This is a genomic window from candidate division WOR-3 bacterium (assembly GCA_039803545.1).
Lineage (GTDB): Bacteria > Hydrothermota > Hydrothermia > UBA1063 > UBA1063 > UBA1063.
This window is the reverse complement of the sequence record JBDRYS010000002.1, coordinates 95,831-120,993: the sequence shown is the minus strand read 5'-3', so window position 1 is coordinate 120,993 and position 25,163 is coordinate 95,831. Positions and strand designations below refer to the sequence as shown.

Below are 25,163 nucleotides of genomic sequence, written 5' to 3'. Positions count from 1 at the left end.
TATGCCGACAATTAATCAACTTGTTAGGTTGGGCAGGACGCCAAAGAAAAGAAAATCAAAGTCTCCTGCCCTGGATGGCTGTCCTCAAAAGAGAGGAGTTTGTATAAGGGTTTATACGACTACTCCTAAGAAGCCTAATTCTGCTTTGAGAAAGGTTGCTAAGGTTCGCTTATCTAACGGGAAAGAGGTGATAGCGTACATACCGGGTGAAGGGCATAACCTCCAGGAACACTCTGTGGTGCTGGTGAGGGGTGGCAGGGTTAAGGATCTTCCGGGTGTGAAGTATCACATAATTAGAGGAAAATACGATGCCGCGGGCGTTGAGGGTAGGAAAAATTCAAGGTCCCTTTACGGGACTAAAAAGCCCAAAAAATAAGGAGGCGTTGATTCCATGAGGAGAAGAAGAGCTCCTGAACGTGAGGTCTCACCTGATCCCAAATATGGGTCTGTTATTGCTGCCAAGTTTATCAACAATTTGATGTGGGACGGAAAAAAGACCATTGCTCAAAAGATTTTCTACAAGGCCATTGAACTTATTGAGCAGAAAACGAAAAGCAACGGAATCGAAATCTTTGAGAAAGCCATTGAGAATGTTAAGCCAAAGCTTGAGGTAAGACCAAGAAGGGTTGGTGGTGCAACCTATCAGGTTCCCGTTGAAGTACGTCCTAAGAGACAGCTCTCCCTGGCTATAAAGTGGATTATAAGGGCTGCAAGGTCGAGGCCAGAAAGAAGGATGTATGAAAGACTGGCCAATGAGATAATTGAAGCTTCCCAAAATCAAGGGGGAGCAATTAAGACAAAAGAAAACGTTCACAAGATGGCTGAAGCGAACAAGGTGTTTGCCCACTATAAGTGGTAAGAGTTTGAGAGATGGATATTGCATTTGATAATATCACTAACCTGCGAAACATCGGATTCGCTGCTCACATTGATGCGGGTAAGACTACTACTACTGAAAGAATTTTATATTATACTAAGAAAATCCACCGTCTTGGCGACGTGGATGAAGGAACTGCAACCACTGATTATTTGATTCAGGAAAAGGAGAGAGGTATCACCATTACCAGCGCTGCTGTAAGCTGCTACTGGAAAGGTCACAGGATCAACATTATCGACACTCCTGGCCACGTAGATTTTACAATTGAAGTTGAGCGTTCACTTAGAGTCCTCGATGGTTTGATTGTAATCTTTTGTGGGGTTGCAGGTGTTCAACCTCAATCCGAGACGGTGTGGCACCAAGCCGATAGGTATAAGGTACCGCGGATCGTTTTTATAAACAAACTCGACCGTGTAGGTGCCGACCCCTTCAGGGTCATGAAGGAAATTGAAGAGAAATTTAACATTTTGGCATTACCACTCCAAATCCCCATCGGTATCGAAGAAAACTTTATTGGTGTCATAGATGTTATCGCTAAGAAAAAGTATATCTGGGATGTGGATGGGACGGGTGAGAATTACCGCATTGAGGATGCAAGCGAAGAAGAGGTCGAAGATGTTAGGAATAATCTCCTGGATAAGCTGTCTGAAATAGATGAAGAGATTTTAAAACTCGCTGTAGAAGAAAAAGAGATTACGGTCGATATCCTTAAATCTTCGATAAGGAAAGCGACACTTTCTATGAAAGCGGTTCCCGTCCTTATGGGGGCTGCCCTCAAAAACAAAGGAATTCAGCCTCTCCTTGATGCAATCGTTGATTACCTTCCATCTCCACTCGATAAAGGAGATGTGGTAGGTGTTGACCCTAAAACAGGGGAATATGTAAAGCGTTCGCCTACTTATGATGCACCTTTTTCAGCGGTGGTATTTAAGATACAAAATGATCCGCACGCGGGAAATGTTTTGTTTACCCGCGTTTATTCGGGAATTTTAAATGTGAACCAGAAGGTGCTGAATTCTTCTACAGGGAAGATAGAAAGGGCGATGAGAATTTACCTTATACATGCCGATAAGAAAGAGCCGATCAAAGAAGCGAAGGCGGGAGAAATAGTTGGAATAGTTGGAATAAAAGATGTTAAGACTGGTGACACTCTTTGTGATCCTGAGGCACCTATTTTCTTTGAGGGAATGCACTTTCCTGATCCTCTCATTTCAATAGCCATTGAACCTAAATCCTCCAAGGACGAAGATAAGTTAAAGGAGGTTCTCAATATAATACAGATTGAAGACCCGAGCTTTAAGGTGGGAAAAGACCGGGAGACAGGTCAACTTCTTATTAGTGGTATGGGTGAGTTGCATCTTGAGATTATTACTGATAGAATTGTGAGAGAATTTAAAATACCCATCAAGACAGGAAAACCGCAGGTTACGTATAGAGAAACGATAACGGTTGAAGCAGAAGTTGAGGAACTCTTTGAAAGGGAGATTGGAGGGGTTAAGGAAAAGGGATATGCGAAGGTCAAACTAATACCTCGTAACAGAGGTGAAGGTAACAAGGTTACCATTTTGCCCGAGATGAATCCTCAGCTTAGAGAACTTTTCATAAATATAGCCTACGAGTCAATATCTTTCGGTCCGATTTTGGGCTACCCAGTTACTGATGTGGAAGTGCAACTGGTTGCAGTAGGGGAAGATAGTACTTTTACACAGCTGGGAAATGAACTGGCTTTAAGGAAGGCAGTACAGAGGGCGCTGCAGGAGGGGAAACCTATTTTGCTTGAGCCAATAGTTCTACTCGAGGTTGTGTGCCCCTCTGAGTACATTGGAAATGTTGTAAGTGACCTCGGTCAGAGGGGTGGAGAACTGGATAAAATTGAGAATATAAGTGATAACATTCAGAAGCTAAAGGCTTATGTGCCTTTAAAAAAACTCCTTGGTTATGTGACAGATTTGAGGTCACTAACCCAGGGAAGGGCAAGCTTCTGGATGAAACTGGATCATTATGCACCTGTAAAAAAGGAAAAAACATTAACAATATGATGGAGGTATGTAGAAATGGCTAAGGAAAAGTTTGTAAGAACAAAGCCACACATAAATGTGGGTACCATTGGTCACATTGACCATGGAAAGACCACTTTAACCGCTGCAATCACAAAATACCTGTCCTTGAAGGGATTTGCTAACTATGTACCCTACGATCAAATAGACAAAGCACCGGAAGAGAAGGCTCGTGGAATTACAATCCAGCTTGCTCACGTTGAGTATGAAACAGAGAAACGCCACTACGCTCATATTGATTGCCCTGGCCACGCAGACTACATTAAGAACATGATCACCGGTGCTGCGCAGATGGATGGTGCAATCCTTGTTGTTTCTGCGGCTGATGGCGTCCAGCCACAGACAAGGGAACATGTACTCCTTGCAAGGCAGGTAAACGTTCCTTACATAGTTGTATTCATGAACAAAATAGATATGCTTGATGACCCAGAGCTTCAGGAACTTGTTGAACTGGAGGTGAGAGACCTTCTTAACAAGTATGAGTTCCCTGGTGATGAGGTTCCCATTATTAAGGGTTCGGCCCTCAAGGTTATTGAGGAATGTGGGGACGACCCCAATTGCCCATGGTACAAGCCAATTCAGGAACTTCTTGACGCATTGGATAATTATATTCCAGAGCCTCAGCGTGCAGTAGACAAGCCATTCCTCATGGCAATTGAGGACGTATTCTCCATTACTGGCCGTGGAACGGTTGTTACGGGAAGAGTGGAGCGTGGAAGATTGGTCCCTGGTGAGGAAGTCGAAGTTGTAGGATTTAGAGATGAACCGCTCAGAACCGTTGTTACTTCTATTGAAATGTTTAGAAAGGAACTGGATGAAGCACTCCCCGGCGATAATGTAGGATTGCTCTTGAGAGGTGTTAAGAAAGAAGATGTAGAAAGAGGAATGGTGGTCGCGAAGCCGGGTTCGATTAAGCCCCACAAGAAATTTAGAGCTCAGGTTTACGTGTTAACAAAGGAAGAGGGAGGACGCCACACCCCATTTATGACTGGTTACAGACCTCAATTCTATTTCAGGACCACTGATGTTACCGGAACAATTACTCTTCCAGAAGGTAGAGAAATGGTGATGCCTGGCGACCATGTCAACCTTCTCGTTGAACTCATGTATCCTGTAGCGATTGAGAAAGAGCTCAGATTTGCAATTCGTGAAGGTGGCAGGACGGTTGGTGCGGGTGTCGTAACCGATATTGTCGAGTAAAAATCATGGTACTTGAAGCCAAAATAAGAATAAAACTAAAGTCCTTTGACCCAGCGCTCCTGGACCGCTCGGCACAAAATATTGCCCATACTGCAAGGTCGAGTGGTGCTGAAGTTTCAGGGCCGATACCTCTTCCTACCAAAAGGACGCTATTTTCAGTTATAAGGTCTCCCCATATAGACAAAAGGTCCCAGGAGCAGTTTGAGCTTAAAGTTCACAAAAGGCTAATAGAGATTAGGAAACCCACAGCGGAAACGATAGATAAACTTTCCAGGCTGGATTTACCACCTGGAGTAGATGTTGAAATAAAAATGATCTGAGGTGAACTATGGCAGGGTTAATTGGTAGAAAACTGGGTATGACCCAGATCCCTACCAAAGACGGCTCGATGATCCCTGTTACGGTCATTGAAGCCGGCCCCTGTACAGTTATACAGGGGAAGACTGTGGAAAGGGATGGTTATACCGCAATAAAAGTGGGTTATGGTGAGGTTGAGGCAAAAAAGCTTAATAAGCCTCAACTCGGCGAATTGCGTAAGGCTCTCGGCGAAAGAGAAAAGTATCCTGCACTGGTGATTAAGGAATTTCGTGTAGATGACGTTTCTAAGTTTCAGGTTGGACAGGAGATAAAGATTGTAGACCTCTTTAATGAAGGTGAGCGGATAGATGTCACAGGAATTTCGAAAGGCAAGGGATTTCAGGGCGTCATCAAAAGATGGGGATTTTCTGGTGGCCCTAAATCTCACGGCTCTAAATTCCACAATAGGCCCGGTTCTATCGGTCAGCATACTGAGCCTGCGAGGGTATATAAGGGAAAGAAATTACCTGGTCACGACGGGTTGAAAAGAATCACCGTTAAAAATCTGGAAATAGTCAAGATAATTCCTGACAAGAATGTGGTGCTCGTGAAAGGCGCTGTCCCTGGACCAAGGGGTGGAATAATATTTCTCAGGAAAGCTAAGGAGAAAGAGCAATGAAGGCACCTTTATACAACCCAAATGGTGAGCAAATAGGGGAAATTGAATTAAAGGAAGAATTATTTGGTGTTAAGCCCAATCTCCATCTACTATGGGAAATCACAAGGCTATATCTTGCGAACAAAAGGCAGGGAACTCATAAAGCAAAGACACGTGCAGAGGTTAACGCATCGGGTAGGAAGATTTACCCACAGAAAGGGCTTGGAAGAGCAAGACACGGTGATGTTAAGGCTCCAGTTTTTGTTGGCGGTGGCAAGGCCCACGGTCCAAGGCCAAGGGATTACTACACAGAGATTCCCACTAAGCTAAAGAGACTCTCTTTGTTACATTCTCTTGCTGATAAGGCGCAGAATGGGCGTATACTGGTAATCGAAAAGTTTGAATTTCAAGTTCCTAAGACGAAGAGAATGGCTGAGCTGTTAGATAAGATGGGACTGAATAAAGATAAAACCTTAGTTCTCTCCGCTGATTACAATAGAAATCTTTACCTGTCTGGCAGGAATATCCCTTACTGCGATGTTATAGAGGTGAAGGACGTCAATTCCTTGGAAGTGCTCAATCACAAATATGTAGTGATAGAGAAGGATGGGTTAGAAAAATTAGAAAAGAGGTTGGCGATATGAAAGACCCAAGAGACATTGTAATAAGGCCAATTATAACAGAAAAGACGGCGCTTTTGAGGGAATATGGTCAGTTTGTCTTCGAAGTTGCTCCGGATTCTAATAAAATTGAGATAAAGAAGGCTATTGAAGACCTTTTCAAGGTGCATGTGGAGAAGGTAAGGGTGATTAATGTAAAGCCAAAACCACGAAGGGTTAGACTTGCCCCAGGTTACACCAAGACATGGAAGAAAGCGATTGTAACCCTTAGGAAAGGTGAATCCATCCCATTCTTTGAAGGAGTGTAGTCATGGGAGTCAAAAAATTTAGACCTGTTACGCCGTCACGGCGTTTTATGACGGTATCAGATTTTTCAGAAATTACTAAGGAAGAGCCCGAAAAATCATTACTGGAGCCCCTTAAAAAGTCGGGTGGTAGAAATAATACCGGTAGGATCACCGTCAGATTCCGTGGTGGTGGCCATAGAAGGCATTATAGAATAATCGATTTCAAGAGAGAGAAAGTTGGCGTACCAGCAAAGGTTGTTTCGATCGAGTATGATCCTAACAGAACTGCGAGGATTGCATTGCTCCAATATATGGATGGGGAAAAGAGGTACATTATAGCTCCTGAAGGACTCAAGGTGGGGGATATGGTCATGTCAGGTCCGGATGCAGAAATTAAAGTTGGTAATGCTCTCCCTCTTGAGAGGATACCTGAAGGGATTCCCATTCACAATATCGAATTGGTTCCAGGAAAGGGTGGACAACTGGTGAGGGCAGCTGGTGCGAGTGCTGTGATATTGTCCAAAGAAGGCAAATATGCCCATGTACAGCTTCCATCTGGTGAAGTTAGATTGATAAACGTCAAGTGTTATGCTACAATCGGTCAAGTTTCTAATCTGGATCATGAGAACGTCATTATTGGAAAGGCAGGTAGGTCGAGGTGGCTTGGTAGGAGGCCGCATGTTCGTGGTATGGTTATGAACCCTGTGGATCATCCTCTTGGTGGTGGCGAAGGTAGGTCCAAATCCGGAAGGCATCCTTGTAGTCCTACGGGTGTTGTTGATGGTAAAAAGACCAGAAAGAAGAGAAAACCAAGTGACAGGTTCATAGTAAGGAGGCGCAAGTAATGGCCAGATCAAAGAAAAAAGGTCCTTTTGTTGATGCTAAACTGTACAAAAGAATTATGGAAATGAACGAAAAGGGTGAAAAGAAAGTTATCAAAACCTATTCCAGAGCGTCTATGATAATACCAGAATTTGTTGGGCACACCATAGCGGTCCACAATGGAAGAAAGTTTATACCTGTCTATATTACAGCAGAAATGGTTGGGCACAGACTTGGCGAATTTTCCCCAACAAGAACCTTTAGGGGTCATAAGGATAAAAAGGCAGCTGAAAAGGCGAGGTTAAAATGATGGAAGGGAAGTGTGTTTTGAAATATAGAAGGATTTCACCCAAGAAGGTTGCCCCTCTTCTTGATGAAATTAGGGGTAAAAGTGTAGCTGAAGCCCTGAGAATGTTAAAGGTTCTGAATAAGAAATCGGCAAGATTCGCAATGAAGGCTATTAAGGCTGCAGTAGCTTCCTACAGAGATAAAGGCGGGGATTTACCTGAGGATAAGCTCTTCATAAAGGTCGCAAAGGTTGATAGGGGTCCTATTTGGAAGAGAGTAAGACCAATGTTTAGGGGAATGGCTACTCTAATTTTAAAGAGAACTTCACATTTGACAATTGAAGTAGCTCCAAGGGAGGTTGAGTAATGGGTCAGAAAGTTCATCCTTATGGTTTTAGAATAGGCGTTAACAAGGGTTGGTTATCTCGCTGGTATGCAGACGATACCCATTACCGGAAGTTCGTCAAAGAAGATTATGAAATTAGGAAATATATAAGAGCACGATTTAAGGAAGCGGGTATCTCCAGAGTCGAAATCGAGAGAGTTCTCCCAGATAAAATATCCATCTCCATCTATACTGCAAAGCCTGGAATGATAATCGGAAGAGGAGGAAAGGAGATTGAGTCTTTCAAGAAAGAAATTGCTGCAATTGCCCCTTACAAAGATCTTCACATCGATGTGAAAGAGGTCAAGACACCTGAAATCGACGCCTCGCTCGTCGCTCAGCAGATAGCTTTCAGAATTGAACAGAGGGTCTCCCACCGGCGTGCTATGAAAAGAGCTGTTGAACAGGCTATGAAAGCAGGTGCCCAGGGAATCAAAGTATATTCTAAGGGCAGATTGGCTGGTGCTGAAATTGCAAGAAAGGAATGGTATTTGAAGGGTAGAGTGCCTCTTCAGACGTTGAGAGCTGATATCGATTACGCACAGGAAACAGCCTTTACAAAATACGGAACAATCGGCGTGAAAGTGTGGATATACAAAGGCGATATCCTGAAGAAGCCAACGGAGGAATGAGCTATGTTGATGCCATCCAGGACCAAATATAGAAAACAGCAAAGGGGAAGATTAAAGGGCATTGCCCTTGCAGGGAATTATTTGGCTTTTGGTGAATACGGGCTCAAAGCCCTTGAAGCCCACTGGCTCACAGCGAATCAGATTGAAGCGGCAAGAATGGCTATTTCGAGGTACTTAAAAAAGGGCGGAAAGCTTTGGGTAAGGATTTTCCCTGATAAACCTGTTACAAAGAAACCCGCCGAAACAAGAATGGGTAAGGGAAAAGGTAACGTTGAGTTCTGGGTTGCAGTTGTAAAGCCCGGTAGAATTCTCTTTGAGCTCAGTGGCGTTTCAGAAGAAGATGCGAGAGAGGCTTTCAGAATTGCATCTCACAAATTACCTATAAAGACACGTTTTGTATCAATTAAGGAAGGTGGAGTATGAAAGCGAAAGAATTGAGGGAACTTTCTTTAGATGAACTTAACAAAAAGTTAAAGGAGTTGAAGGAAGAGCTTTTTACTCTAAGAATGGACAAAGCTCTTCACAGGCTAAACCAACCTCACAGGTTCAAACAGGTAAAACGGGAGATAGCAAGGGTTCTGACGGTGATGAACGAGAAAAGAGGGGGTAACAATGGGAATTAGAAAACAGAGAATCGGTGTCGTTGTTAGTGACAAAATGAACAAGACGAGAGTTGTTGTATTCGAATTCCTTAAGAAGCATCCCCTCTATGGTAAATACGTGAGGAGAAAAAAGAAATTCTACGTCCATGACGAAAACAATGAATCAAGAGTGGGCGATCTGGTAAGGATAGAGGAAACAAGGCCACTTTCTAAACTCAAAAGATGGAGATTGGTTGAAATTATTCGAAGAGCTCAAAGGAGGGAGGGAGAATGATTCAAGATATTTCCAGAGTTAAAATAGTTGACAATACAGGTGCTCAAGAGGCATTAATCATTAAGGTTCTCGGCGGAAGTAGAAGAAAGTACGCTTATGTCGGAGATATCGTGGTTGTTACAATTAAGGATGCTATTCCAGGTGCTCCCGTTAAGAAGGGTGACAAGGCGAGGGCGGTCATCGTAAGAACAAAAAAAGAATTAAGACGTCCTGATGGTACTTATGTCAAGTTTGACGATAATGCTGCTGTATTGATTGATAACTTCAATGAACCCCGCGGTACCAGAGTATTCGGACCCGTTGCGAGGGAATTGAGAGAAAAGAAATTTATGAAGATTGTCTCTCTTGCTTCGGAGGTAGTATAGAATGGGTATTAAAATTAAAAGGGATGATTTGGTTCTCGTGATTGCCGGTAAAGACAAGGGCAAAATTGGAAAGGTCAAAAAGGTCATTCGGGAGAAATCGAGGGTTGTCGTTGAGGGTGTTAACATTGTTAAAAAACACATGAGAGCAAGGGGACCGGAATTGCCATCAGGTATTATACAAATGGAAGCCCCTATCCACGTATCCAATGTAAAACTGGTATGTCCCATGTGTGGTCAAGCTACACGGGTTGGCTTTGTAATAAAGGAAGATGGCAAAAAATCCAGGGTTTGTAAAAAGTGTGGAAAGGAGATTGATTGATGTCCAGATTACTTAAAGAATATAGAGAAAAGATCAGACCTCTTTTAATGAAAGAGCTTGGATTCAAAAACATTATGCGGGTTCCACGGATTGAAAAGATTGTCATAAACGTGGGACTCGGTGAGGCGGTTCAGGATCCTAAGCTTATTGAGGTCGTTTCTGAAGATCTGGCTCGCATAACAGGACAGAAGCCTCAGGTGAGACGTGCAAGAAAATCGGTAGCTGCCTATCATCTCAGAAAGGGCATGCCTATTGGCCTTAGAGTTACTCTCAGGAAACAAAGGGCTTATGACTTTCTTGATAGGCTGATTAATTTTGCACTACCGAGAGTGAGGGATTTCAGAGGACTTAGCAGAGAATCCTTTGATGGGAAGGGTAATTACAACTTTGGTCTCGATGAGCAGACGGTCTTCCCTGAAATTGACATAGATAAAGTGAAAAAGGTTTTTGGAATGGATATTGCAATTGTAACAACAGCAAAGACTGATGAGGAAGCAATGAAACTTTTGGAAGCCTTTGGGTTTCCTTTTGAAAGGGGGTAATGATCTATGGCTACAAAAGCGAAGTTTACAAGAGCTTTCACGGTTGAACCAAAGTTTAAAGTGAGGAAAAGAAATAGATGCCAGATCTGTGGCAGGCCTCGCGGATACATCAGGAAGTTTGGAATTTGTAGGATTTGCTTCAGAGAGCTGGCATTAAGAGGCGAGTTGCCTGGCGTCAAAAAGGCAAGCTGGTAAGGAGGTATAAATATGCTTACAGATCCCATTGCTGATATGATCACAAGGATTAGAAATGCCGTCAGAGCCAGGCATGAGAAGACCACGATTGCAGTAATTTCCAAACTAAAGCTTGCTATACTCGATATTTTAAAGAGAGAAGGATTTATCAAGGATTACAGGGTCGTTTCTACAGAAAAAGGTGGTTTAATTGAGGTAACGCTGAATTATTTAACGGGTGGCAGACCAGCGATCAACGATTTGCAAAGGGTTTCAAAACCGGGAAGGCGGATTTACATCGGTAAAGACGAGATACCGTGGATTAAAAATGGAATGGGAATTGCAATCATTTCTACTTCTCAGGGCGTTATGACAGACCGCGAAGCAAGGAAAAGGAAAATTGGGGGAGAGTATCTCCTCTACGTCTGGTAAGGAGGTGGAATATGTCGAGAATTGGAAAGAAACCTATTGAAATTCCAAAAGGTGTTGAGGTAAAGCTTAATGGCAACCATATTGAAGTCAAAGGACCCAAGGGTAAGCTCGAAATGGACATTCATCCTGACATGATGGTTAAGATCGAAGGGAATAAAATATTCGTGGAAAGGCCTTCAGACAAAAAATTCCATAAGGCATTGCATGGCACAACGAGGCAGCTTATCAACAATATGATTGAAGGCGTTACTAAAGGATTTGTAAAAGAACTGGAAATCGTGGGCACTGGTTATCGTGCAAAGATGGAGGGTTCAAAGCTTGTTATTAACGTTGGTTTTTCACATCCTGTTGAATTTACACCACCTCCTGGAATTCAATTTGAAGTAGAAGGACAAAACATTATTAGAGTAAAAGGAATTGACAAATATCTCGTTGGAGACATTGCAGCTACAATAAGAAGGGTGAGACCGCCTGAACCTTACAAAGGAAAAGGAATAAGGTATCGTGGTGAAATAGTGAGAAGAAAGGCTGGTAAGGCTGGTGTTAAAGCTGGAGGTAAGTAATGGATAGGGAAACTAAGGTTTTGAGGAGAAAAAGACGCCATTTAAGGGTCAGAAAAAAGGTTAAAGGAACGGAAGAACGACCAAGACTTGTAGTTTTCAGATCAGCAAAGCACATATACGCTCAATTGGTTATTGACCCACCCATTGGCCCTTGCAAAGTGATTTGTGGCGCTTCTACTCTTTCCCCTGAAATCCGCGAAGAGGTAAAGGGATTAAAAGGGAAAATCGAAAAGGCTAAGCTCGTTGGAAAATTGATTGCAAAGAGAGCTCTCGAGAAGGGTTTCAAGAAAGTGGTTTTCGATAGAGCTGGCTATAAATATCATGGTAGAGTGAAAGCACTGGCGGAAGCTGCCAGGGAAGCTGGCCTTGAATTTTAGGAGGTAAGGTATGGCACTTTTTGAAGAATTTGAAAGGGAAAGTTCTGAACTAATTGAAAATATAGTTTATATCAACAGAGTTACAAAAGTTACAAAGGGTGGCAAAAACCTTAAAATGTCGGTGTGGGTGGTTGTGGGTGACGGAAATGGTAGAGTGGGAATCGGACACGGGAAAGCTGCTGAAACTCCAGAGGCAATACAAAAAGCCCTCAGGAGGGCTCGCAAAAACCTGAAGCAGTGTGTGATCAAAAATGGAACTCTACCTTATGAAGTGATTGTCAAGGAAGGTGCATCGGAGATTTTACTCAAACCTGCTGCCCCTGGTACAGGTATTATTGCAACTCAAGCGGTTAGAGCTGTTCTTGAAGCGGCTGGTTATCAGAATGTTCTGACTAAGTCCTTGGGGTCCAATAACCCTATTAACCTTATGAAGGCTACTTATAAGGCTGTGACCTCGCTGGTGGATCCAGAAAGAATCATAAAGGAAAGGGGGCTTAACCCAGAAAAAGTTTTAAGGAGGTTTGGCCGTGTCACAAAAGCTTCTGAAAGTACAACAAATTAAAAGTTCGATAGATGTTGATAAAAGGCATAAATTGACCTTAAAAGCTCTTGGTCTTGGTAGAATTGGAAAGACGAAGATTCATAAAGATACACCACAGATCAGGGGTATGATAAATCAGGTTGCTTATCTGCTTAAGGTTGAAGAAATTGAGGGGGAGGAGAAGAAATGATGGATTTGAGTTCTTTACGTCCTAACGAAGGGGCCAAGAAAAGAAAGAAGAGGGTTGGAAGAGGCCCAGGATCAGGTCATGGTAAGACTGCAGGAAGGGGGCATAAGGGGCAAAAGGCAAGAAGTGGCGGAGCTAAGCCCGTATGGTTTGAAGGTGGGCAGATGCCCCTTTACAGAAGGTTGCCTAAGAGAGGGTTTAAAAACCCATTCCGCGTTGAATATCAGATTGTGAATCTTGATATCCTTGATAAATACTTTGACGCTGGTGATGTTGTGAATCGGGAAACACTTCTACAAAAAGGGTTGATAAAGGATGAAAATAAGCCGGTGAAAGTTCTCGGCCGCGGTGAGGTTTCGAGGCCTTTTGTCATAGAAGTAGACAAGATCTCGGAAAGTGCAAAAGCAAAAATTGAAAAAGCGGGTGGGAAAATAAATGTTAAAGAATCTTGATGCCATACCCAAAATAGGAGAATTACGGAAGAGGATACTTTTTACCCTTTTCATCATAGTGATATACAGAATTGGTACCCATATTCCCCTCCCTGGCATTAACGGTCAAGCTTTAGCTGAGTTTTTCAAAACGCAGTTTACAGGGACCATATTTGGACTCTACGACATCTTCGTTGGAGGTGCATTACAAAGGGCTGCAATTTTCGGTGCTGGAATAATGCCTTACATTTCCGCTTCGATTATCATCCAGTTACTTACAACTACATGGCCCTACTTAGAGAGACTGCAAAAGGAGGGTGAACACGGAAGAAGGCTCATAAACAGGTATACAAGGTATTTTACTGTAGTTGTTGCTGGCATTCAGGCTTTTGGTATTGCCCTCTTTCTATCGAACGTTGTTGCCCCTTCAGGGGCGAGAGTTGTCCCCAATCCGGGTCCAGCCTTTATGTTTCAGACAATAGTATCTCTCATAGCGGGAACTTTGTTTTTAATGTGGCTTGGCGAACAGATTACCGATAATGGAATAGGAAACGGTATTTCTGTACTTATTTTCGCTGGTTCTCTCGATTCTGTTCCATATGAATTTGCCAATACTTTCCAGTTATTGCGTTCTGGTTCTATTTCGCCTCTTGCTTTTCTATTTTTACTTGTGATCATAGTTCTTACAATTGCGGGTGTCGTCATGATTACAGAAGCGCAAAGGCGTATACCCATCCAATATGCGAAAAAGATTGTGGGTAGGAGGATATACGGTGGACAGTCCACATATCTCCCGTTAACTCTTAATACCGCTGGTGTAATTCCTATCATTTTCGCACAAACTATCCTCATGATTCCCAGTAACTTAGCAATGTTTGCAAAGGTAGATTTCTTGCAGAACTTTGCAACTAAGTTCAGGCCAGGAAATGTGATATACGATCTAATCTACGCTGTGTTAATTGTATTTTTTGCCTATTATTATACTTCAATTGTTCTTAATCCCAAGGACCTTGCTGACAACCTTCAAAGGTATTCCGGGTTTATACCAGGCGTAAGACCTGGGCAGAAAACTGCGGAATATATTGATAAAGTAATGAGCCGGATTCTTTTACCCGGTGCAATCGCTTTTGCCCTCATTGCCATTCTCCCTTATCATATAATGAGGTGGACGGGGGCTCAGCTTTATTTTGGAGGAACGAGAATTCTCATTATTGTGGGTGTTGCTCTTGAATTAATGCAACAAATAAACTCCTACTTGATAATGAATCAGTATGAAGGCCTTTTGAAAAAAGGCAAGATCAGGGGATGGAGAGGATAAGGCTGGTATTTCTTGGACCTCCCGGTGCTGGCAAGGGAACCCAGGCGGATAAATTACAGAATGATTTCGGAATTGTTAAAGTTTCTACGGGTGATATTTTGAGAGAAGCTGTAAGTAAAGGAACGACTTTGGGGGAAGTAGCGAAGATTTATATGGAAAGAGGTGAACTTGTGCCTGACGATATTATTATTGGGCTGGTCAGGGAGAAGGTACTGCAGTTTGAACAGTTTGTTCTTGACGGTTTTCCAAGGAACGTGAATCAAGCGGAAGGTCTTGATCGCCTTCTGGAGACGCTAAATAAGGGCTTAACAGGAGTTATTTATTTTGATGTTTCGAATGAGGAAGTTAAAAAGAGGCTTTTAGCACGCAGGGTTTGCCCTTCTTGCAAGAGAGTTTATAACTTGATTACCGAACCACCAAAGAATGATGAGGTTTGTGATCTTTGCGGAGTTAAATTGGTAAAGCGCAGCGATGATAATGAAGAGACCATCGAGAATCGTCTTAAAGTCTATTACCAGCAAACTTTGCCTCTCTTAGAGTATTATGAGAGAAAGGCTCTTCTAAAGAAAGTTGATGGGAACCAATCTCCGGACGAGGTTTATAAGAATTTACTCAAGATTATTGGATTATGATTTATATCAAAAAACCCAAGGAAATCGAGATGATCAAGAAGTCTGCGGATATCCTCCGCAGAGTTTTTCATAAAGTAGACGAATATATAAGGCCGGGCATCACGTCAAAGGAACTGGATGATTTTATTTTCGAAACTATTGTTAGCTTCAAGGCTGAACCCGCTTTTCTTGGTTACAGAGGATATCCTGCATCAAGCTGTATATCAATCAATGATGAGGTTGTCCATGGAATTCCTGACCAGAGGGTTTTAAAAGAGGGTGACCTTGTTAAAGTGGATATAGGCGTTAATTATCAAGGTTTTTTCAGTGACGCAGCCAAAACGTATTTCCTTGGAAATAATGGTGATATTAACATTAATAGGTTAGTGAGTGGTACGAAACTCGCACTGATGGAAGGGATGTCAGTCATTAAGGAAGGAATCCGGGTTGGTGATATTTCTCATGCAATTGAGGAAACGGCTAACAAATTTAAGCTTGGTGTTGTTAAGATTCTGGGGGGTCATGGGGTAGGACTTAGATTGCACGAAGATCCCTTTATACCCAATTTTGGCCCCAAAGGAAATGGACCGGTACTCTACGAAGGGGTAATCATTGCCATTGAGCCCATGTTTACCTTAGGAAGTGGAGATGTGAGAGAAAAGGAAAATGGTTGGACGATAGTTACACAAGATGGCTCCTTAGCAGCCCATTTTGAAGAGACGATTTTGGTTACTAAGGATGGCTTTCAAAACTTAACTAAGGTGGTTTATGGATAAGAAAAACGTAATTAGAATGGAAGGAACGGTAAAAGAAGTTTTGCCTAACGCGATGTTTCGCGTTACCCTTGACAACGGTGTGGTTGTACTTGCTCACGTCTCGGGTAAGATGAGAATGAATTTTATTAAGATCTTGCCCGGGGATCGAGTCATAGTGGAATTATCACCATACGACCTCACAAGAGGTCGTATTGTTTTTAGGTATAAATAGGGATTACTTTTGACACTCTATGGTGTTTGCATTAAAATTGATAAACTTCACGAGGAGGATTTTTTAATGAAGGTAAGGTCTTCTGTCAAAAAGATTTGCAATAAATGTAAAATTGTTAAAAGAAAGGGAAGGGTAATGGTTATTTGTGAAAACCCTAAACACAAGCAAAGACAGGGTTAGGAGGGAAAATGGCAAGGATTGCTGGTGTTGACTTACCAAGAGATAAAAAGATTCTTGTGGCCCTGACCTATATTTATGGAATAGGCTTCTCAACGGCAAAGAAGATACTTGAAGCTACTGGAATCTCACCCGACAAGAAGACGAAGGATTTGACGCCAGAAGAGGTTGCTAAGCTCAGAGACGAGGTTTCCAAATATAAGGTTGAGGGAGCTTTAAGGGCTGAAGTTCAGAGAAACATCAAGAGGTTGATTGACATAGGTTGTTACAGAGGGTTGAGACATCAAGCTGGTCTTCCCGTAAGAGGACAGAGAACCCGTTGCAATGCAAGAACTCGTAAGGGTCCGAGAGGAAACATGTTTAAAAAGAAGAAAACAGCAGGTAAGTAAGGGAGGCGGTATATATGGCAGCACCTAAGAAAACGAGGGAGTCGCAAGCACAGAGAAGAAAGAGAAAGGCAAAAATAGTTGAGCCCGTAGGGATTGCTCATGTTTATTCAACTTTTAATAATACTATTGTGACTATTACTGATTTGAAGGGCAATACCATCACGTGGGCAAGCGGAGGAACGGTCGGGTTTACTGGAACCAGAAAAGGAACACCTTTTGCTGCTGGCTCTGCGGCCCAGAAAGCTGCAAAAGAAGCAAAAGATTTGGGTCTCCAGAAGGTTGAAGTCTGGGTTAAGGGCCCTGGACCAGGTAGAGAAACGGCAATAAGGGCTATTCAATCTGCCGGTCTTGAAGTCATCGGTATTAAAGATGTAACTCCAATACCTCATAATGGGTGCAGACCACCTAAGAGAAGGAGGGTTTAATTAGCTATGGCACGTTACACTGGCCCAAAGTGCAGATTGTGTAGAAGAGAAGGTATTAAGTTATTTTTAAGGGGCGATCGTTGTAAAACCAACAAATGCGCTCTTGAAAGAAGAAAGTCTGTTCCTGGTGCGCCCCCAGGTGCGGCTCGGAAAAAGTTATCTATTTACGGAATGCAGCTAAGAGAAAAGCAGAAAGTTAAGAGGATTTACGGTGTTTTAGAGGCTCAATTCAGAAGATACTTTGAAATGGCGAAAAAGATGCCGGGTAATACTGGGGAAAATCTGCTAAGCTTACTGGAAAGAAGGCTCGATAATGTTTGTTATTTATTGGGTTTCGCCAAGTCAAGGAATCAGGCAAGGCAACTTGTGAGACATGGTCATGTGCTGGTTAACGGTAAAAAGGTTGATATCCCATCTTATCTCGTTTACGTTAATGATATTATTGAAGTAAGAGAAAACTCAAGGAATATACCCTTTGTGGTAGAAAGTCTTGAAGAAAGAAAGACCTTTGATGTTCCAACGTGGTTAGAGCTCGATAAAGAGCATTTTAGAGGGAGAGTCGTTAGGTTGCCTGAGAGAAGCGACGTTACATTCCCGATTAACGAAACATTGATTGTAGAGCTTTATTCTAAGTGAGGTAACTTATGCCAGTATATAAGAAACAGGAAGGTATCGATTTTAGTTTCGTTAAGGATGTCAAGTATGTCCTCCCCCTTGGTGTTTACAAGGAGGAGGTACTTAATGATTACGGAAGATACGTATTTTCTCCCCTCGAAAGAGGTTTCGGACACACTATTGGAAATGTTTTGAGAAGAATACTTCTTTCTTCTATTCCTGGTTATGCGATTGTTGCAGTAAAAATTGATGGAGTTCCCCATGAGTTCTACGCTATGGACGGCGTATATGAGGATGTAACAAATATCATTCTCAATCTTAAAAAGGTTAGGATCAAATTTGAACCTGAAATTGAGAAGAAAGCAACCCTGAGTTTGAGAGCGGAGGAAAAGAGAGAGTATAAAGCTGGAGATATAAAAACGCCTGAATATGTTGCCATTGTTAATCCCGATCAACATCTGTTCACCATTACTGGAGATGATGTTGTCGTGAATATGGAACTTTACGCTGTTCATGGGAGAGGATACGTACCAGCCGAGGATATAAACATAGATGACCTTCCGATAGGCTATATAAAGATGGATGGACTCTTTTCTCCTGTTACTAAGGTTAATTTCACTGTTGAAAATGTGAGAGTGAAGGCCAGAACCGATTTTGAGAAGCTGACTCTTGAGTTGTGGACAGATGGCACCGTTTCCCCGGATGAGGTCCTCCAATATGGGGTAGACCTTATTCTTGATGTTTTCTCGCGCTTTAAGCAAGAGACCGAACTATTTAAAGAAGTAAGGCCAGTGATTGATTATGAAAAGAAGATGAAAATCAAGGAGCTCTTGGAAAAGGATATTGATGAACTTGAGCTTTCAAAGCGTACTCTCAATGTACTGAAGGATGAGGGCATTACAAAAATAAAGGAACTGGTTACTTTGAATAAGGAACACATTTTAAAGATGAAGAATCTCGGGGAAAAGTCTCTTAAGGAGATCGAAGAGAAACTCGCTTTGTATGGACTCACCTTTGGAATGAACTTGAAGGAATACGAAATTTAGGAGGTAGCGAATGAGGCACCTTAAAAAAGTTAAAAAGCTTGGGATGGTTAAAGAACATAGAGAAGCTGTTTTAAGAAACCAGGTTATGTCACTTATAATTCACGGCAGAATTAAGACTACCCTTCCTAAGGCTAAAGAGACGCGAAGACTCATTGAAAAGTTAATAACCATTGCGAAGAAAAATGACCTTGCATCCATAAGGTTGGCTGCAAGGTACTTAAATAATGACAGAAGGATCCTTGAGAGACTTTTCAAGGAAATAGCCCCTCTATTTAAAGATAAGAATGGGGGGTATACCAGGATTTTGAGGCTCCCACCCAGGAAGGGAGACAATGCACAAATGGCGATTCTGGAGCTCCTTGAACAACCACAAAAACCTTTTGAACTTAAAGCGGAAGGCTGATTTAATCAGCCTTTCGCTTCTTTTTCTTTTTTCTTCTTTTTCAAAGATATCTCTTAGTCTTATAATCCTTGGAGGCCAACATGGGTAAAAAGGAATTGCTATCTGGCAATGAAGCTATTGCCAGAGGCGCATGGGAGGCTGGTGTAAGGGTAGCAACAGCTTATCCAGGTACTCCATCTACGGAAATACTTGAAAATGTGGCAAAGTACAAGGAAATTTACGCAGAGTGGTCAACGAACGAAAAGGTTGCCTTTGAAGTAGCCCTTGGTGCAGCAATAGCAGGTGCAAGAAGCATGACTTCGATGAAGCACGTTGGCTTAAATGTGGCTGCTGATCCCTTATTTACCTCATCTTATACGGGAATTAATGCGGGCTTTGTAATAGTGACCTGTGACGACCCTGGAATGCACTCTTCTCAGAATGAACAAGATAATCGCAGATATGCCAAGTTCGCAAAGTTACCTCTTATTGAACCCTCTGATTCTCATGAAGCCAAGGATTTTTTCAAGGAGGCTTTTAAGATTTCCGAAATGTTTGATACCCCCGTGCTTTTCCGGATGACGACGCGCCTCTCACACTCAAAAACAGTAGTTGAACTCGGCGAGAGAGAAGAGGTTCCACTTAAGAATTATGTCAAAGATTTCCGCAAGTATGTTATTTTGCCGTCAAACGCCAGGGTAAGGCATTATGTGGTGGAGGAGCGGTTGAAGAAGCTCCAGGAGTTTGCTTCTCAAACCAATCTGAACAGAATTGAAGAGGGGGACCCCTCTCTTGGGATCGTGACCAGTGGGATTTCTTACCAGTACGCCAAAGAGGTTTTCCCGGAGGCAACTTTTCTAAAGCTGGGAATGTCTTATCCTTTCCCCGTAGACCTTTTCAAAAAGTTTGCTAATATGGTTAAAAGAATTATAGTAATAGAGGAGAATGAACCTTTTCTTGAAGAAGAGATCAAAATTCTTGGTTACACTGGGGTTGAAGGCAAGAAGTACATACCCCTTTGCGATGAGCTTTCCCCTGAGGTTGTGAGAAAGGGAGTGCTTGGTGCAGAATTACCACATCCTGAACCCTTGAAGTCGGTTGCGAGGCCCCCTGTATTCTGTGCAGGGTGCCCACACACCGGGATTTTTTACAATTTGTGGAGATTAAAGGCTACGGTGACGGGAGATATCGGATGCTATACCTTAGGTGCACTGCCTCCCTATGAATCTATTGACACCACAATCTGTATGGGAGCCGGAATTACCAATGCCTTTGGTTTTGAACTGGCGAGGGGGAAGGATTTTTCGAAGAAGCTCTTCGGGGTGATTGGCGATTCTACTTTTCTTCACACAGGTATTCCAGGGCTTATTGACATAGTTTATAACAAGGGTATCACGAAGATCATTATCCTTGATAATCGTATAACCGCTATGACGGGGCATCAGGACCATCCGGGGACCGGTAAAACTGCAAAGGGAGAACCAACAAAGGCTGTAGATATAAAGGAAATTGTAAAGGCTTGCGGTATAGATAAGGTTTATGAAGTTGATCCTCACAACTTAAGAGGGACAAGGGATGTACTCAAGGAAGTTATGGAGCTGGATGAGCCAGCTGTGATAATCTCAAAGAGGCCCTGTGCATTACTTCCAGAGGAACGAAAGAAACAGGCGGCAAGGCCTAAGCGAAAGGTTAATCCTGATGTATGTAGAGGAGAAAAGTGTATGGGGTGTATAAAGCTCGGCTGCCCTGCGATCAGCATGAAGGATGGGAAGGCTTACATTTCTGAGCTTCTTTGTGTTGGTTGCGATCTTTGCATTCAGGTTTGTCCCTTTGGTGCAATATCTTAGGAGGGGAAAATGGACAGAATTTTTAATATTATTATTGCGGGCGTAGGGGGCCAGGGGATCCTAACTGCTTCGGAAATTCTCGCAAAGGTTGCAATGGAAGTCGGTCTTGATGCAAAGAAGAGCGAGGTTCACGGAATGTCTCAGAGAGGTGGAAGTGTAGTGAGTCATGTTCGTTTTGGGAAAAAGGTGTATTCTCCTTTAGTTGAAAAGGGTGCTTGTGACATTATTCTTTCCTTTGAAAAATCGGAAGCGTTACGCTGGGTTCACTATTTAAAGGAGGAGGGAGGAAAGGTTGTTATAAACGACCTTGAAATAATACCTACGACTGTTTCTCTTAAGCTGGATACCTATCCTACGAACATTGAGGACCAGATAAGGGATAAAGCAAAGGCAGAGGTGATTTTAGTCCCAGCAACGGATTTAGCGAGACAAGCGGGGGACGCGAGGACAGCAAATACGGTCTTGCTTGGGGTGATTTCGAACTTCTTACCCTTTGAAGATAAAGTTTGGGAGAAGGTCATTTCAGACAACGTTAAGAAAGAGACGATTGAGGTCAATTTAAAGGCTTTTTATCTGGGCAAAAATTACTACAAAAAATAAAAGGAGCCCACTGTATGGTTAAGTACACTTTTAAGGGAGGAATTCATCCTCCTTACAATAAGTGGACCACTTCCAAACCCATTGTGAGATTGGAGGTCCCACAGACCCTGTATCTCCCACTCATACAACACACGGGGAAACCTGCTAAGCCTCTTGTTAAAAGGGGTGACGAAGTGAAGAAAGGACAGAAGATCGCCGAGGCTGATGGTTACATCTCTGCTGCAATTCACGCGCCCACTTCGGGTAAAGTTAAGACTATCATTGAGCATCCCCATCCAGTGCTTCTAACTTCTTATCCTGCAATTGTGATAGAAGCAGATGGGAAAGATGAATGGTTTGAAGAACCAAAGGAAAGGCCTAACTGGCAGGAATCGTCACCAGAAGAAATTGTCAATGCAGTAAGAGAAGCTGGAATCGTTGGACTTGGCGGTGCTGCATTCCCGACCCATGTAAAACTTTCTCCTCCTAAGGAAAAGCCTATTGATACCGTGATAATTAACGGCGCTGAGTGTGAGCCATTCCTCACTGCCGATGACAGGATCTTACAGGAACGCCCCACCGATGTTTTATGGGGTGCCTTCCTCATAAAGAGGGCCTTAAACGCCTCTAAGGTTTACATAGCGATAGAGGATAACAAACCCGAAGCTATAAAAAAGGTTTCTGAAGTTTTAAAAGATTTTGAAGGATTTGAGCTCAAGGTCGTTAAAACTAAGTACCCGGAAGGGGCTGAAAAACAGCTAATTAAAGCTTTGACTGGAAGAGAGGTACCTCGTGGTGGCTTACCGATGGATGTTGGATGTTTAGTGCAGAATGTCCAGACTTCCTTAGCTGTTTACGAGGCGGTGAGATTTGGGAAACCCTTAATCGAAAGGGTGACAACCCTTTCTGGTGATGGTGTCAAGGGGAGTGGAAACTATCTTATCAGAATCGGAACGAGATTTCAGGATGTTGTTGATATGACCGGTGGAATGACAGAGGATGTCGTAAAGGTTATAAATGGTGGTCCAATGATGGGTATCGCTCAATACACCCTTGAAGTCCCGGTGATAAAAGGCACATCGGGAATCTTGCTCTTTACTAAGAAATATGCAAAAACTTTTGTGGAATATAACTGTATCCGCTGTTCGAAGTGTGTTGATGTTTGCCCTATGGGACTTTTACCCCTGATGCTTGTAGATTATATCAAGGCCAAAAGATTTGTTGAGGCAAAGGAAAAATATGGACTTCTTGATTGTATTGAGTGTGGTTCTTGCGCCTTTGTTTGCCCGTCCAGAATAAACCATGTTCAATGGATTAAATATGGCAAGCAGGAATTAAGGAGGTTGGGATGAGTGAAAAAACTTTTATCTTATCGGCTTCGCCCCATATAAGAACGGATGAAAGCGTGAAGAAGGTGATGTGGTTTACTGTATTTTCCCTTATCTTCCCTGCTGCTGGCGCCGTTTACTTTTTCGGATTTTACCCGCTTCTTGTAATGGTTGTGAGCGCAATTTCGGCCGTTGTGGCTGAGGCCATCATGTTGAAACTGAGAGGAAGAGATGTGAAACAGTGCCTCGATGGAAGTGCTGTAATCACTGGAATCCTTCTCGCACTCACCCTCCCCCCCAAATACCCCCTATGGGAAGCGGCTCTTGGAGCGGCCTTTGCGATTGTGTTTGCGAAACAATTCTTTGGTGGTATTGGCCAGAATATATTTAATCCTGCCTTAATTGGGAGAGCATTTCTTATGGCTGCTTTCCCTGTAGACACTACTACTTGGACTCCCACAAGGTTTATTAAACCCGATGCCTTTACCGGTGCTACGCCTCTTGCTGCCTTTAAGTTTTCTAAGATTTTGACCCCCTATAAAGACCTTTTCTTTGGAAACGTTTCTGGTTCTGCAGGTGAAACATCGGCTTTGCTCATTCTCATTAGTGGGCTTATATTGATTTTAAAAGGCTATGTGGATTACAGGCTCCCCCTCTCATATATATTGTCGGTTGCCTTTTTCGGGGGCATTATGTGGCTAATTAATCCCCATAAATACCCTGATCCACTTTTCCACATTCTTGCTGGTGGTTTAATGTTGGGCGCTTTTTATATGATTACCGATATGGTAACTTCCCCAATAACCCCTCGTGGTCGCATAATTTACGGAATAATCGCAGGTTTTCTGGTGGTTTTGATAAGACTATTTTCAGGTTATCCTGAGGGGGTAATGTTCAGCATTTTGATTGTGAATACTTTAAGGCCATGGATTGACAGGTTAGCTAAGCCGAGAATTCTCGGGGAGGTGCGGAAATGAACAGAGAATTTAAAATGGTTTTTGTTTTAACGCTCGTCATAGTGATTGCTGGAGGAATTTTGGCTTATACTTATGTTGCCACTCAAAGGGATATTGAGAAGAATCTTGAAAATGCAAAGAAAAAAGCACTCCTCGCTGTTGTGAATGGAACCTCTGATTACCAGGAAGTGAAAATCAACGATCACACTTCTATCTTTGCGGCGAAAGATGCCCAGGGGAATGTGATAGGTTATGGTGTGATGATTGAAGGTGCCGGTTTTCAAGGTCCTATAAAAATGATGGTTGGTTTCAATAAGGATGGTTCCGAGGTTTTGGGTATAGAAATCTTAGAGAATGTGGAAACTCCGGGCCTTGGTAATAGAATAGTGGAAGATTGGTTTAAAAAGCAATTTGCAGGTAAGATTCCTCCCATTGAAGTTTTAAAAGGTAAGACCCCCGAAACTAAGTCTCAAATTCAAGCCATAACTGGTGCGACAATATCATCGAGGTCTGTCGCCAATATTGTAAATGCTGCTGCACAGGCCTTAAAAAATTACCTTTCTGGTGCTGGTGGCACTTGTACAGAGAGGGATTTGGAAACAAGTTTTGCTAATTGCTTTCCAAATGCTAAACTGGAAAAAGCGGGAAATTATTATTTGATTAAAGGAAAGGAAAACACGTTGATCGGCTATGGTGTAATTTCCAAAGCGCTGGGATATAGTGATACAATTTCGATTTTCCTCGCAATGGACAAGGATTTAAAAAAGATTCTTGGAGTTATTCCCCTTGCGGGAGAGGTGATGTCAGAGAGAACAAAATTTGATGGATTTTTAAAAAGCTTAAGTAACAAAGCCATGCCTTTAAAGTTGAGCGACCTTGATGTGGTGAGTGGTGCCACAGTCACCCAGGATGCTATAGTTTCAGCCATAAACAATGGTTATGAAAACTTAAAAAAAGAGATTAGATAATGGCCCCAAATAAAAGAAGCCTTGGATATGAATTTATAAAGGGCCTGTTTAAAGAAAATCCTGTGCTTGTCCAGCTTCTGGGTCTCTGTTCGGTTCTCGCCGTTTCCAACGCGGTTATAAATAGTATTTCCATGGGATTATCAGTACTGTTCGTTTTGTTTTTCTCCTCTTTTGTCATTGGGCTTATTAAAGATTTTGTTCCCAATGAGGTTAGAATTCCTGTTTATATTATAGTAATTGCAACCTTTGTGACCATTGCTGATCTCTTTTTAAGGGCGAAGTTCCCTGATATCTCGAAGGCCCTCGGGCCTTACATTCCATTGATAGTTGTTAACTGCATTATTATGGGCAGGCAGGAAGCTTTTACTAAGAAGAATAAACTTCTCCCTTCCATAATGGATGCCCTTGGTATGAGCCTTGGTTACATTCTGACTATTGTGACGATGGGTATAATACGTGAACTTTTAGGTTTTGGATCGATTTTCGGATACAAAATTCTTGGGAGCTGGTATAAACCCATACTGGTAATGATCCTTCCCCCTGGAGCCTTCTTAACCCTTGCGCTCTTAATTGGCTTTATGAATTTTGTGACCAAAAAAGAATAGG

Annotated in this window: 41 protein-coding genes; all 41 read left to right on the top strand. The window is 42.5% G+C overall.

Going from position 1 to position 25,163, the window contains the following annotated elements; genetic code table 11:
* Position 1: 1 nt before the first annotated feature.
* The 41 genes from rpsL (at position 2) to rsxE (ending at position 25,162) form a co-directional block, all read left to right on the top strand.
* Positions 2-376, top strand: coding sequence for a 30S ribosomal protein S12 (gene rpsL, locus ABIM45_05620; GenBank protein ID MEO0239382.1), 375 nt, complete (start codon positions 2-4; stop codon positions 374-376).
* A gap of 15 nt (positions 377-391) precedes the next feature.
* A complete protein-coding gene (gene rpsG, locus ABIM45_05615; protein MEO0239381.1) occupies positions 392-859 on the top strand; it encodes a 30S ribosomal protein S7 in 468 nt (155 codons plus the stop codon).
* Between the two features lie 11 nt (positions 860-870).
* On the top strand, positions 871-2,916 hold the full coding sequence (fusA, locus tag ABIM45_05610) for an elongation factor G (protein MEO0239380.1): 2,046 nt from the start codon (positions 871-873) through the stop codon (positions 2,914-2,916).
* Between the two features lie 15 nt (positions 2,917-2,931).
* Positions 2,932-4,134, top strand: a complete 1,203-nt coding sequence (gene tuf / locus ABIM45_05605) for an elongation factor Tu (GenBank protein ID MEO0239379.1) — start codon at positions 2,932-2,934, stop codon at positions 4,132-4,134.
* 5 nt (positions 4,135-4,139) lie between these two features.
* The gene (gene rpsJ, locus ABIM45_05600) at positions 4,140-4,454 is read left to right on the top strand and encodes a 30S ribosomal protein S10 (GenBank protein ID MEO0239378.1); all 315 of its coding nucleotides are present in this window, start codon (positions 4,140-4,142) and stop codon (positions 4,452-4,454) included.
* 8 nt (positions 4,455-4,462) lie between these two features.
* Positions 4,463-5,110: a 50S ribosomal protein L3 gene (gene rplC / locus ABIM45_05595; GenBank protein MEO0239377.1), complete on the top strand. Its 648-nt coding sequence runs from the start codon at positions 4,463-4,465 to the stop codon at positions 5,108-5,110.
* Positions 5,107-5,733 carry a 50S ribosomal protein L4 gene (rplD, locus tag ABIM45_05590; protein ID MEO0239376.1) on the top strand — a complete coding sequence of 209 codons (627 nt, stop codon included), beginning with the start codon at positions 5,107-5,109 and terminating at the stop codon, positions 5,731-5,733. Before rplC ends, rplD begins: the two co-directional genes overlap by 4 nt.
* On the top strand, positions 5,730-6,017 hold the full coding sequence (gene rplW, locus ABIM45_05585) for a 50S ribosomal protein L23 (protein ID MEO0239375.1): 288 nt from the start codon (positions 5,730-5,732) through the stop codon (positions 6,015-6,017). The genes rplD and rplW overlap by 4 nt, the downstream gene beginning before the upstream one ends.
* A gap of 2 nt (positions 6,018-6,019) precedes the next feature.
* Positions 6,020-6,841 (top strand): 50S ribosomal protein L2, encoded by an 822-nt coding sequence (gene rplB / locus ABIM45_05580; protein MEO0239374.1) that lies wholly within the window; start codon positions 6,020-6,022, stop codon positions 6,839-6,841.
* Positions 6,841-7,128: a 30S ribosomal protein S19 gene (rpsS, locus tag ABIM45_05575; GenBank protein MEO0239373.1), complete on the top strand. Its 288-nt coding sequence runs from the start codon at positions 6,841-6,843 to the stop codon at positions 7,126-7,128. The genes rplB and rpsS overlap by 1 nt, the downstream gene beginning before the upstream one ends.
* Positions 7,125-7,472: a 50S ribosomal protein L22 gene (rplV, locus tag ABIM45_05570; GenBank protein ID MEO0239372.1), complete on the top strand. Its 348-nt coding sequence runs from the start codon at positions 7,125-7,127 to the stop codon at positions 7,470-7,472. Before rpsS ends, rplV begins: the two co-directional genes overlap by 4 nt.
* Positions 7,472-8,122: a 30S ribosomal protein S3 gene (gene rpsC / locus ABIM45_05565; GenBank protein ID MEO0239371.1), complete on the top strand. Its 651-nt coding sequence runs from the start codon at positions 7,472-7,474 to the stop codon at positions 8,120-8,122. The genes rplV and rpsC overlap by 1 nt, the downstream gene beginning before the upstream one ends.
* A 3-nt stretch (positions 8,123-8,125) precedes the next feature.
* A complete protein-coding gene (gene rplP, locus ABIM45_05560) occupies positions 8,126-8,545 on the top strand; it encodes a 50S ribosomal protein L16 (protein ID MEO0239370.1) in 420 nt (139 codons plus the stop codon).
* Positions 8,542-8,745, top strand: coding sequence for a 50S ribosomal protein L29 (gene rpmC / locus ABIM45_05555; GenBank protein ID MEO0239369.1), 204 nt, complete (start codon positions 8,542-8,544; stop codon positions 8,743-8,745). The genes rplP and rpmC overlap by 4 nt, the downstream gene beginning before the upstream one ends.
* Positions 8,735-8,998 (top strand): 30S ribosomal protein S17, encoded by a 264-nt coding sequence (gene rpsQ / locus ABIM45_05550; protein ID MEO0239368.1) that lies wholly within the window; start codon positions 8,735-8,737, stop codon positions 8,996-8,998. Before rpmC ends, rpsQ begins: the two co-directional genes overlap by 11 nt.
* Positions 8,995-9,363 carry a 50S ribosomal protein L14 gene (rplN, locus tag ABIM45_05545; GenBank protein MEO0239367.1) on the top strand — a complete coding sequence of 123 codons (369 nt, stop codon included), beginning with the start codon at positions 8,995-8,997 and terminating at the stop codon, positions 9,361-9,363. The genes rpsQ and rplN overlap by 4 nt, the downstream gene beginning before the upstream one ends.
* 1 nt (position 9,364) lies before the next feature.
* Positions 9,365-9,682 (top strand): 50S ribosomal protein L24, encoded by a 318-nt coding sequence (gene rplX / locus ABIM45_05540; GenBank protein ID MEO0239366.1) that lies wholly within the window; start codon positions 9,365-9,367, stop codon positions 9,680-9,682.
* The gene (rplE, locus tag ABIM45_05535; GenBank protein ID MEO0239365.1) at positions 9,682-10,224 is read left to right on the top strand and encodes a 50S ribosomal protein L5; all 543 of its coding nucleotides are present in this window, start codon (positions 9,682-9,684) and stop codon (positions 10,222-10,224) included. The genes rplX and rplE overlap by 1 nt, the downstream gene beginning before the upstream one ends.
* Before the next feature lie 6 nt (positions 10,225-10,230).
* Complete coding sequence (locus tag ABIM45_05530) at positions 10,231-10,419, top strand: type Z 30S ribosomal protein S14 (GenBank protein MEO0239364.1); 189 nt, start codon at positions 10,231-10,233, stop codon at positions 10,417-10,419.
* Between the two features lie 12 nt (positions 10,420-10,431).
* Positions 10,432-10,830: a 30S ribosomal protein S8 gene (gene rpsH, locus ABIM45_05525; GenBank protein MEO0239363.1), complete on the top strand. Its 399-nt coding sequence runs from the start codon at positions 10,432-10,434 to the stop codon at positions 10,828-10,830.
* A gap of 11 nt (positions 10,831-10,841) precedes the next feature.
* Complete coding sequence (gene rplF / locus ABIM45_05520; GenBank protein MEO0239362.1) at positions 10,842-11,393, top strand: 50S ribosomal protein L6; 552 nt, start codon at positions 10,842-10,844, stop codon at positions 11,391-11,393.
* Positions 11,393-11,770: a 50S ribosomal protein L18 gene (gene rplR, locus ABIM45_05515; protein MEO0239361.1), complete on the top strand. Its 378-nt coding sequence runs from the start codon at positions 11,393-11,395 to the stop codon at positions 11,768-11,770. Before rplF ends, rplR begins: the two co-directional genes overlap by 1 nt.
* A gap of 10 nt (positions 11,771-11,780) precedes the next feature.
* Positions 11,781-12,332, top strand: a complete 552-nt coding sequence (gene rpsE, locus ABIM45_05510) for a 30S ribosomal protein S5 (GenBank protein MEO0239360.1) — start codon at positions 11,781-11,783, stop codon at positions 12,330-12,332.
* A complete protein-coding gene (gene rpmD / locus ABIM45_05505; GenBank protein MEO0239359.1) occupies positions 12,328-12,501 on the top strand; it encodes a 50S ribosomal protein L30 in 174 nt (57 codons plus the stop codon). Before rpsE ends, rpmD begins: the two co-directional genes overlap by 5 nt.
* On the top strand, positions 12,501-12,950 hold the full coding sequence (gene rplO, locus ABIM45_05500) for a 50S ribosomal protein L15 (GenBank protein MEO0239358.1): 450 nt from the start codon (positions 12,501-12,503) through the stop codon (positions 12,948-12,950). The genes rpmD and rplO overlap by 1 nt, the downstream gene beginning before the upstream one ends.
* On the top strand, positions 12,934-14,247 hold the full coding sequence (gene secY, locus ABIM45_05495; GenBank protein MEO0239357.1) for a preprotein translocase subunit SecY: 1,314 nt from the start codon (positions 12,934-12,936) through the stop codon (positions 14,245-14,247). Before rplO ends, secY begins: the two co-directional genes overlap by 17 nt.
* The gene (locus ABIM45_05490) at positions 14,235-14,879 is read left to right on the top strand and encodes an adenylate kinase (protein ID MEO0239356.1); all 645 of its coding nucleotides are present in this window, start codon (positions 14,235-14,237) and stop codon (positions 14,877-14,879) included. The genes secY and ABIM45_05490 overlap by 13 nt, the downstream gene beginning before the upstream one ends.
* Positions 14,876-15,634 (top strand): type I methionyl aminopeptidase, encoded by a 759-nt coding sequence (map, locus tag ABIM45_05485; protein ID MEO0239355.1) that lies wholly within the window; start codon positions 14,876-14,878, stop codon positions 15,632-15,634. The genes ABIM45_05490 and map overlap by 4 nt, the downstream gene beginning before the upstream one ends.
* Positions 15,627-15,845, top strand: coding sequence for a translation initiation factor IF-1 (gene infA, locus ABIM45_05480; protein ID MEO0239354.1), 219 nt, complete (start codon positions 15,627-15,629; stop codon positions 15,843-15,845). Before map ends, infA begins: the two co-directional genes overlap by 8 nt.
* A gap of 66 nt (positions 15,846-15,911) precedes the next feature.
* The gene (gene rpmJ, locus ABIM45_05475) at positions 15,912-16,025 is read left to right on the top strand and encodes a 50S ribosomal protein L36 (protein ID MEO0239353.1); all 114 of its coding nucleotides are present in this window, start codon (positions 15,912-15,914) and stop codon (positions 16,023-16,025) included.
* A gap of 8 nt (positions 16,026-16,033) precedes the next feature.
* Positions 16,034-16,411, top strand: coding sequence for a 30S ribosomal protein S13 (gene rpsM, locus ABIM45_05470; GenBank protein MEO0239352.1), 378 nt, complete (start codon positions 16,034-16,036; stop codon positions 16,409-16,411).
* A 14-nt stretch (positions 16,412-16,425) separates the two neighbouring features.
* The gene (rpsK, locus tag ABIM45_05465) at positions 16,426-16,836 is read left to right on the top strand and encodes a 30S ribosomal protein S11 (protein MEO0239351.1); all 411 of its coding nucleotides are present in this window, start codon (positions 16,426-16,428) and stop codon (positions 16,834-16,836) included.
* A 6-nt stretch (positions 16,837-16,842) separates the two neighbouring features.
* Positions 16,843-17,472 (top strand): 30S ribosomal protein S4, encoded by a 630-nt coding sequence (gene rpsD / locus ABIM45_05460; GenBank protein ID MEO0239350.1) that lies wholly within the window; start codon positions 16,843-16,845, stop codon positions 17,470-17,472.
* A gap of 8 nt (positions 17,473-17,480) precedes the next feature.
* Complete coding sequence (locus ABIM45_05455) at positions 17,481-18,497, top strand: DNA-directed RNA polymerase subunit alpha (protein MEO0239349.1); 1,017 nt, start codon at positions 17,481-17,483, stop codon at positions 18,495-18,497.
* Between the two features lie 10 nt (positions 18,498-18,507).
* Positions 18,508-18,900 (top strand): 50S ribosomal protein L17, encoded by a 393-nt coding sequence (gene rplQ / locus ABIM45_05450; protein ID MEO0239348.1) that lies wholly within the window; start codon positions 18,508-18,510, stop codon positions 18,898-18,900.
* An 80-nt stretch (positions 18,901-18,980) separates the two neighbouring features.
* Positions 18,981-20,726, top strand: coding sequence for an indolepyruvate ferredoxin oxidoreductase subunit alpha (gene iorA / locus ABIM45_05445; protein ID MEO0239347.1), 1,746 nt, complete (start codon positions 18,981-18,983; stop codon positions 20,724-20,726).
* A 9-nt stretch (positions 20,727-20,735) separates the two neighbouring features.
* A complete protein-coding gene (locus ABIM45_05440) occupies positions 20,736-21,326 on the top strand; it encodes an indolepyruvate oxidoreductase subunit beta (protein MEO0239346.1) in 591 nt (196 codons plus the stop codon).
* A gap of 14 nt (positions 21,327-21,340) precedes the next feature.
* Entirely contained in the window at positions 21,341-22,657 is a 1,317-nt protein-coding gene (gene rsxC / locus ABIM45_05435; protein ID MEO0239345.1) for an electron transport complex subunit RsxC, read from the top strand.
* Entirely contained in the window at positions 22,654-23,610 is a 957-nt protein-coding gene (locus ABIM45_05430; GenBank protein MEO0239344.1) for an RnfABCDGE type electron transport complex subunit D, read from the top strand. The genes rsxC and ABIM45_05430 overlap by 4 nt, the downstream gene beginning before the upstream one ends.
* Positions 23,607-24,557 carry an FMN-binding protein gene (locus tag ABIM45_05425; GenBank protein MEO0239343.1) on the top strand — a complete coding sequence of 317 codons (951 nt, stop codon included), beginning with the start codon at positions 23,607-23,609 and terminating at the stop codon, positions 24,555-24,557. The genes ABIM45_05430 and ABIM45_05425 overlap by 4 nt, the downstream gene beginning before the upstream one ends.
* Entirely contained in the window at positions 24,557-25,162 is a 606-nt protein-coding gene (gene rsxE / locus ABIM45_05420) for an electron transport complex subunit RsxE (protein MEO0239342.1), read from the top strand. The genes ABIM45_05425 and rsxE overlap by 1 nt, the downstream gene beginning before the upstream one ends.
* The last annotated feature ends 1 nt before the right edge of the window (position 25,163 follow it).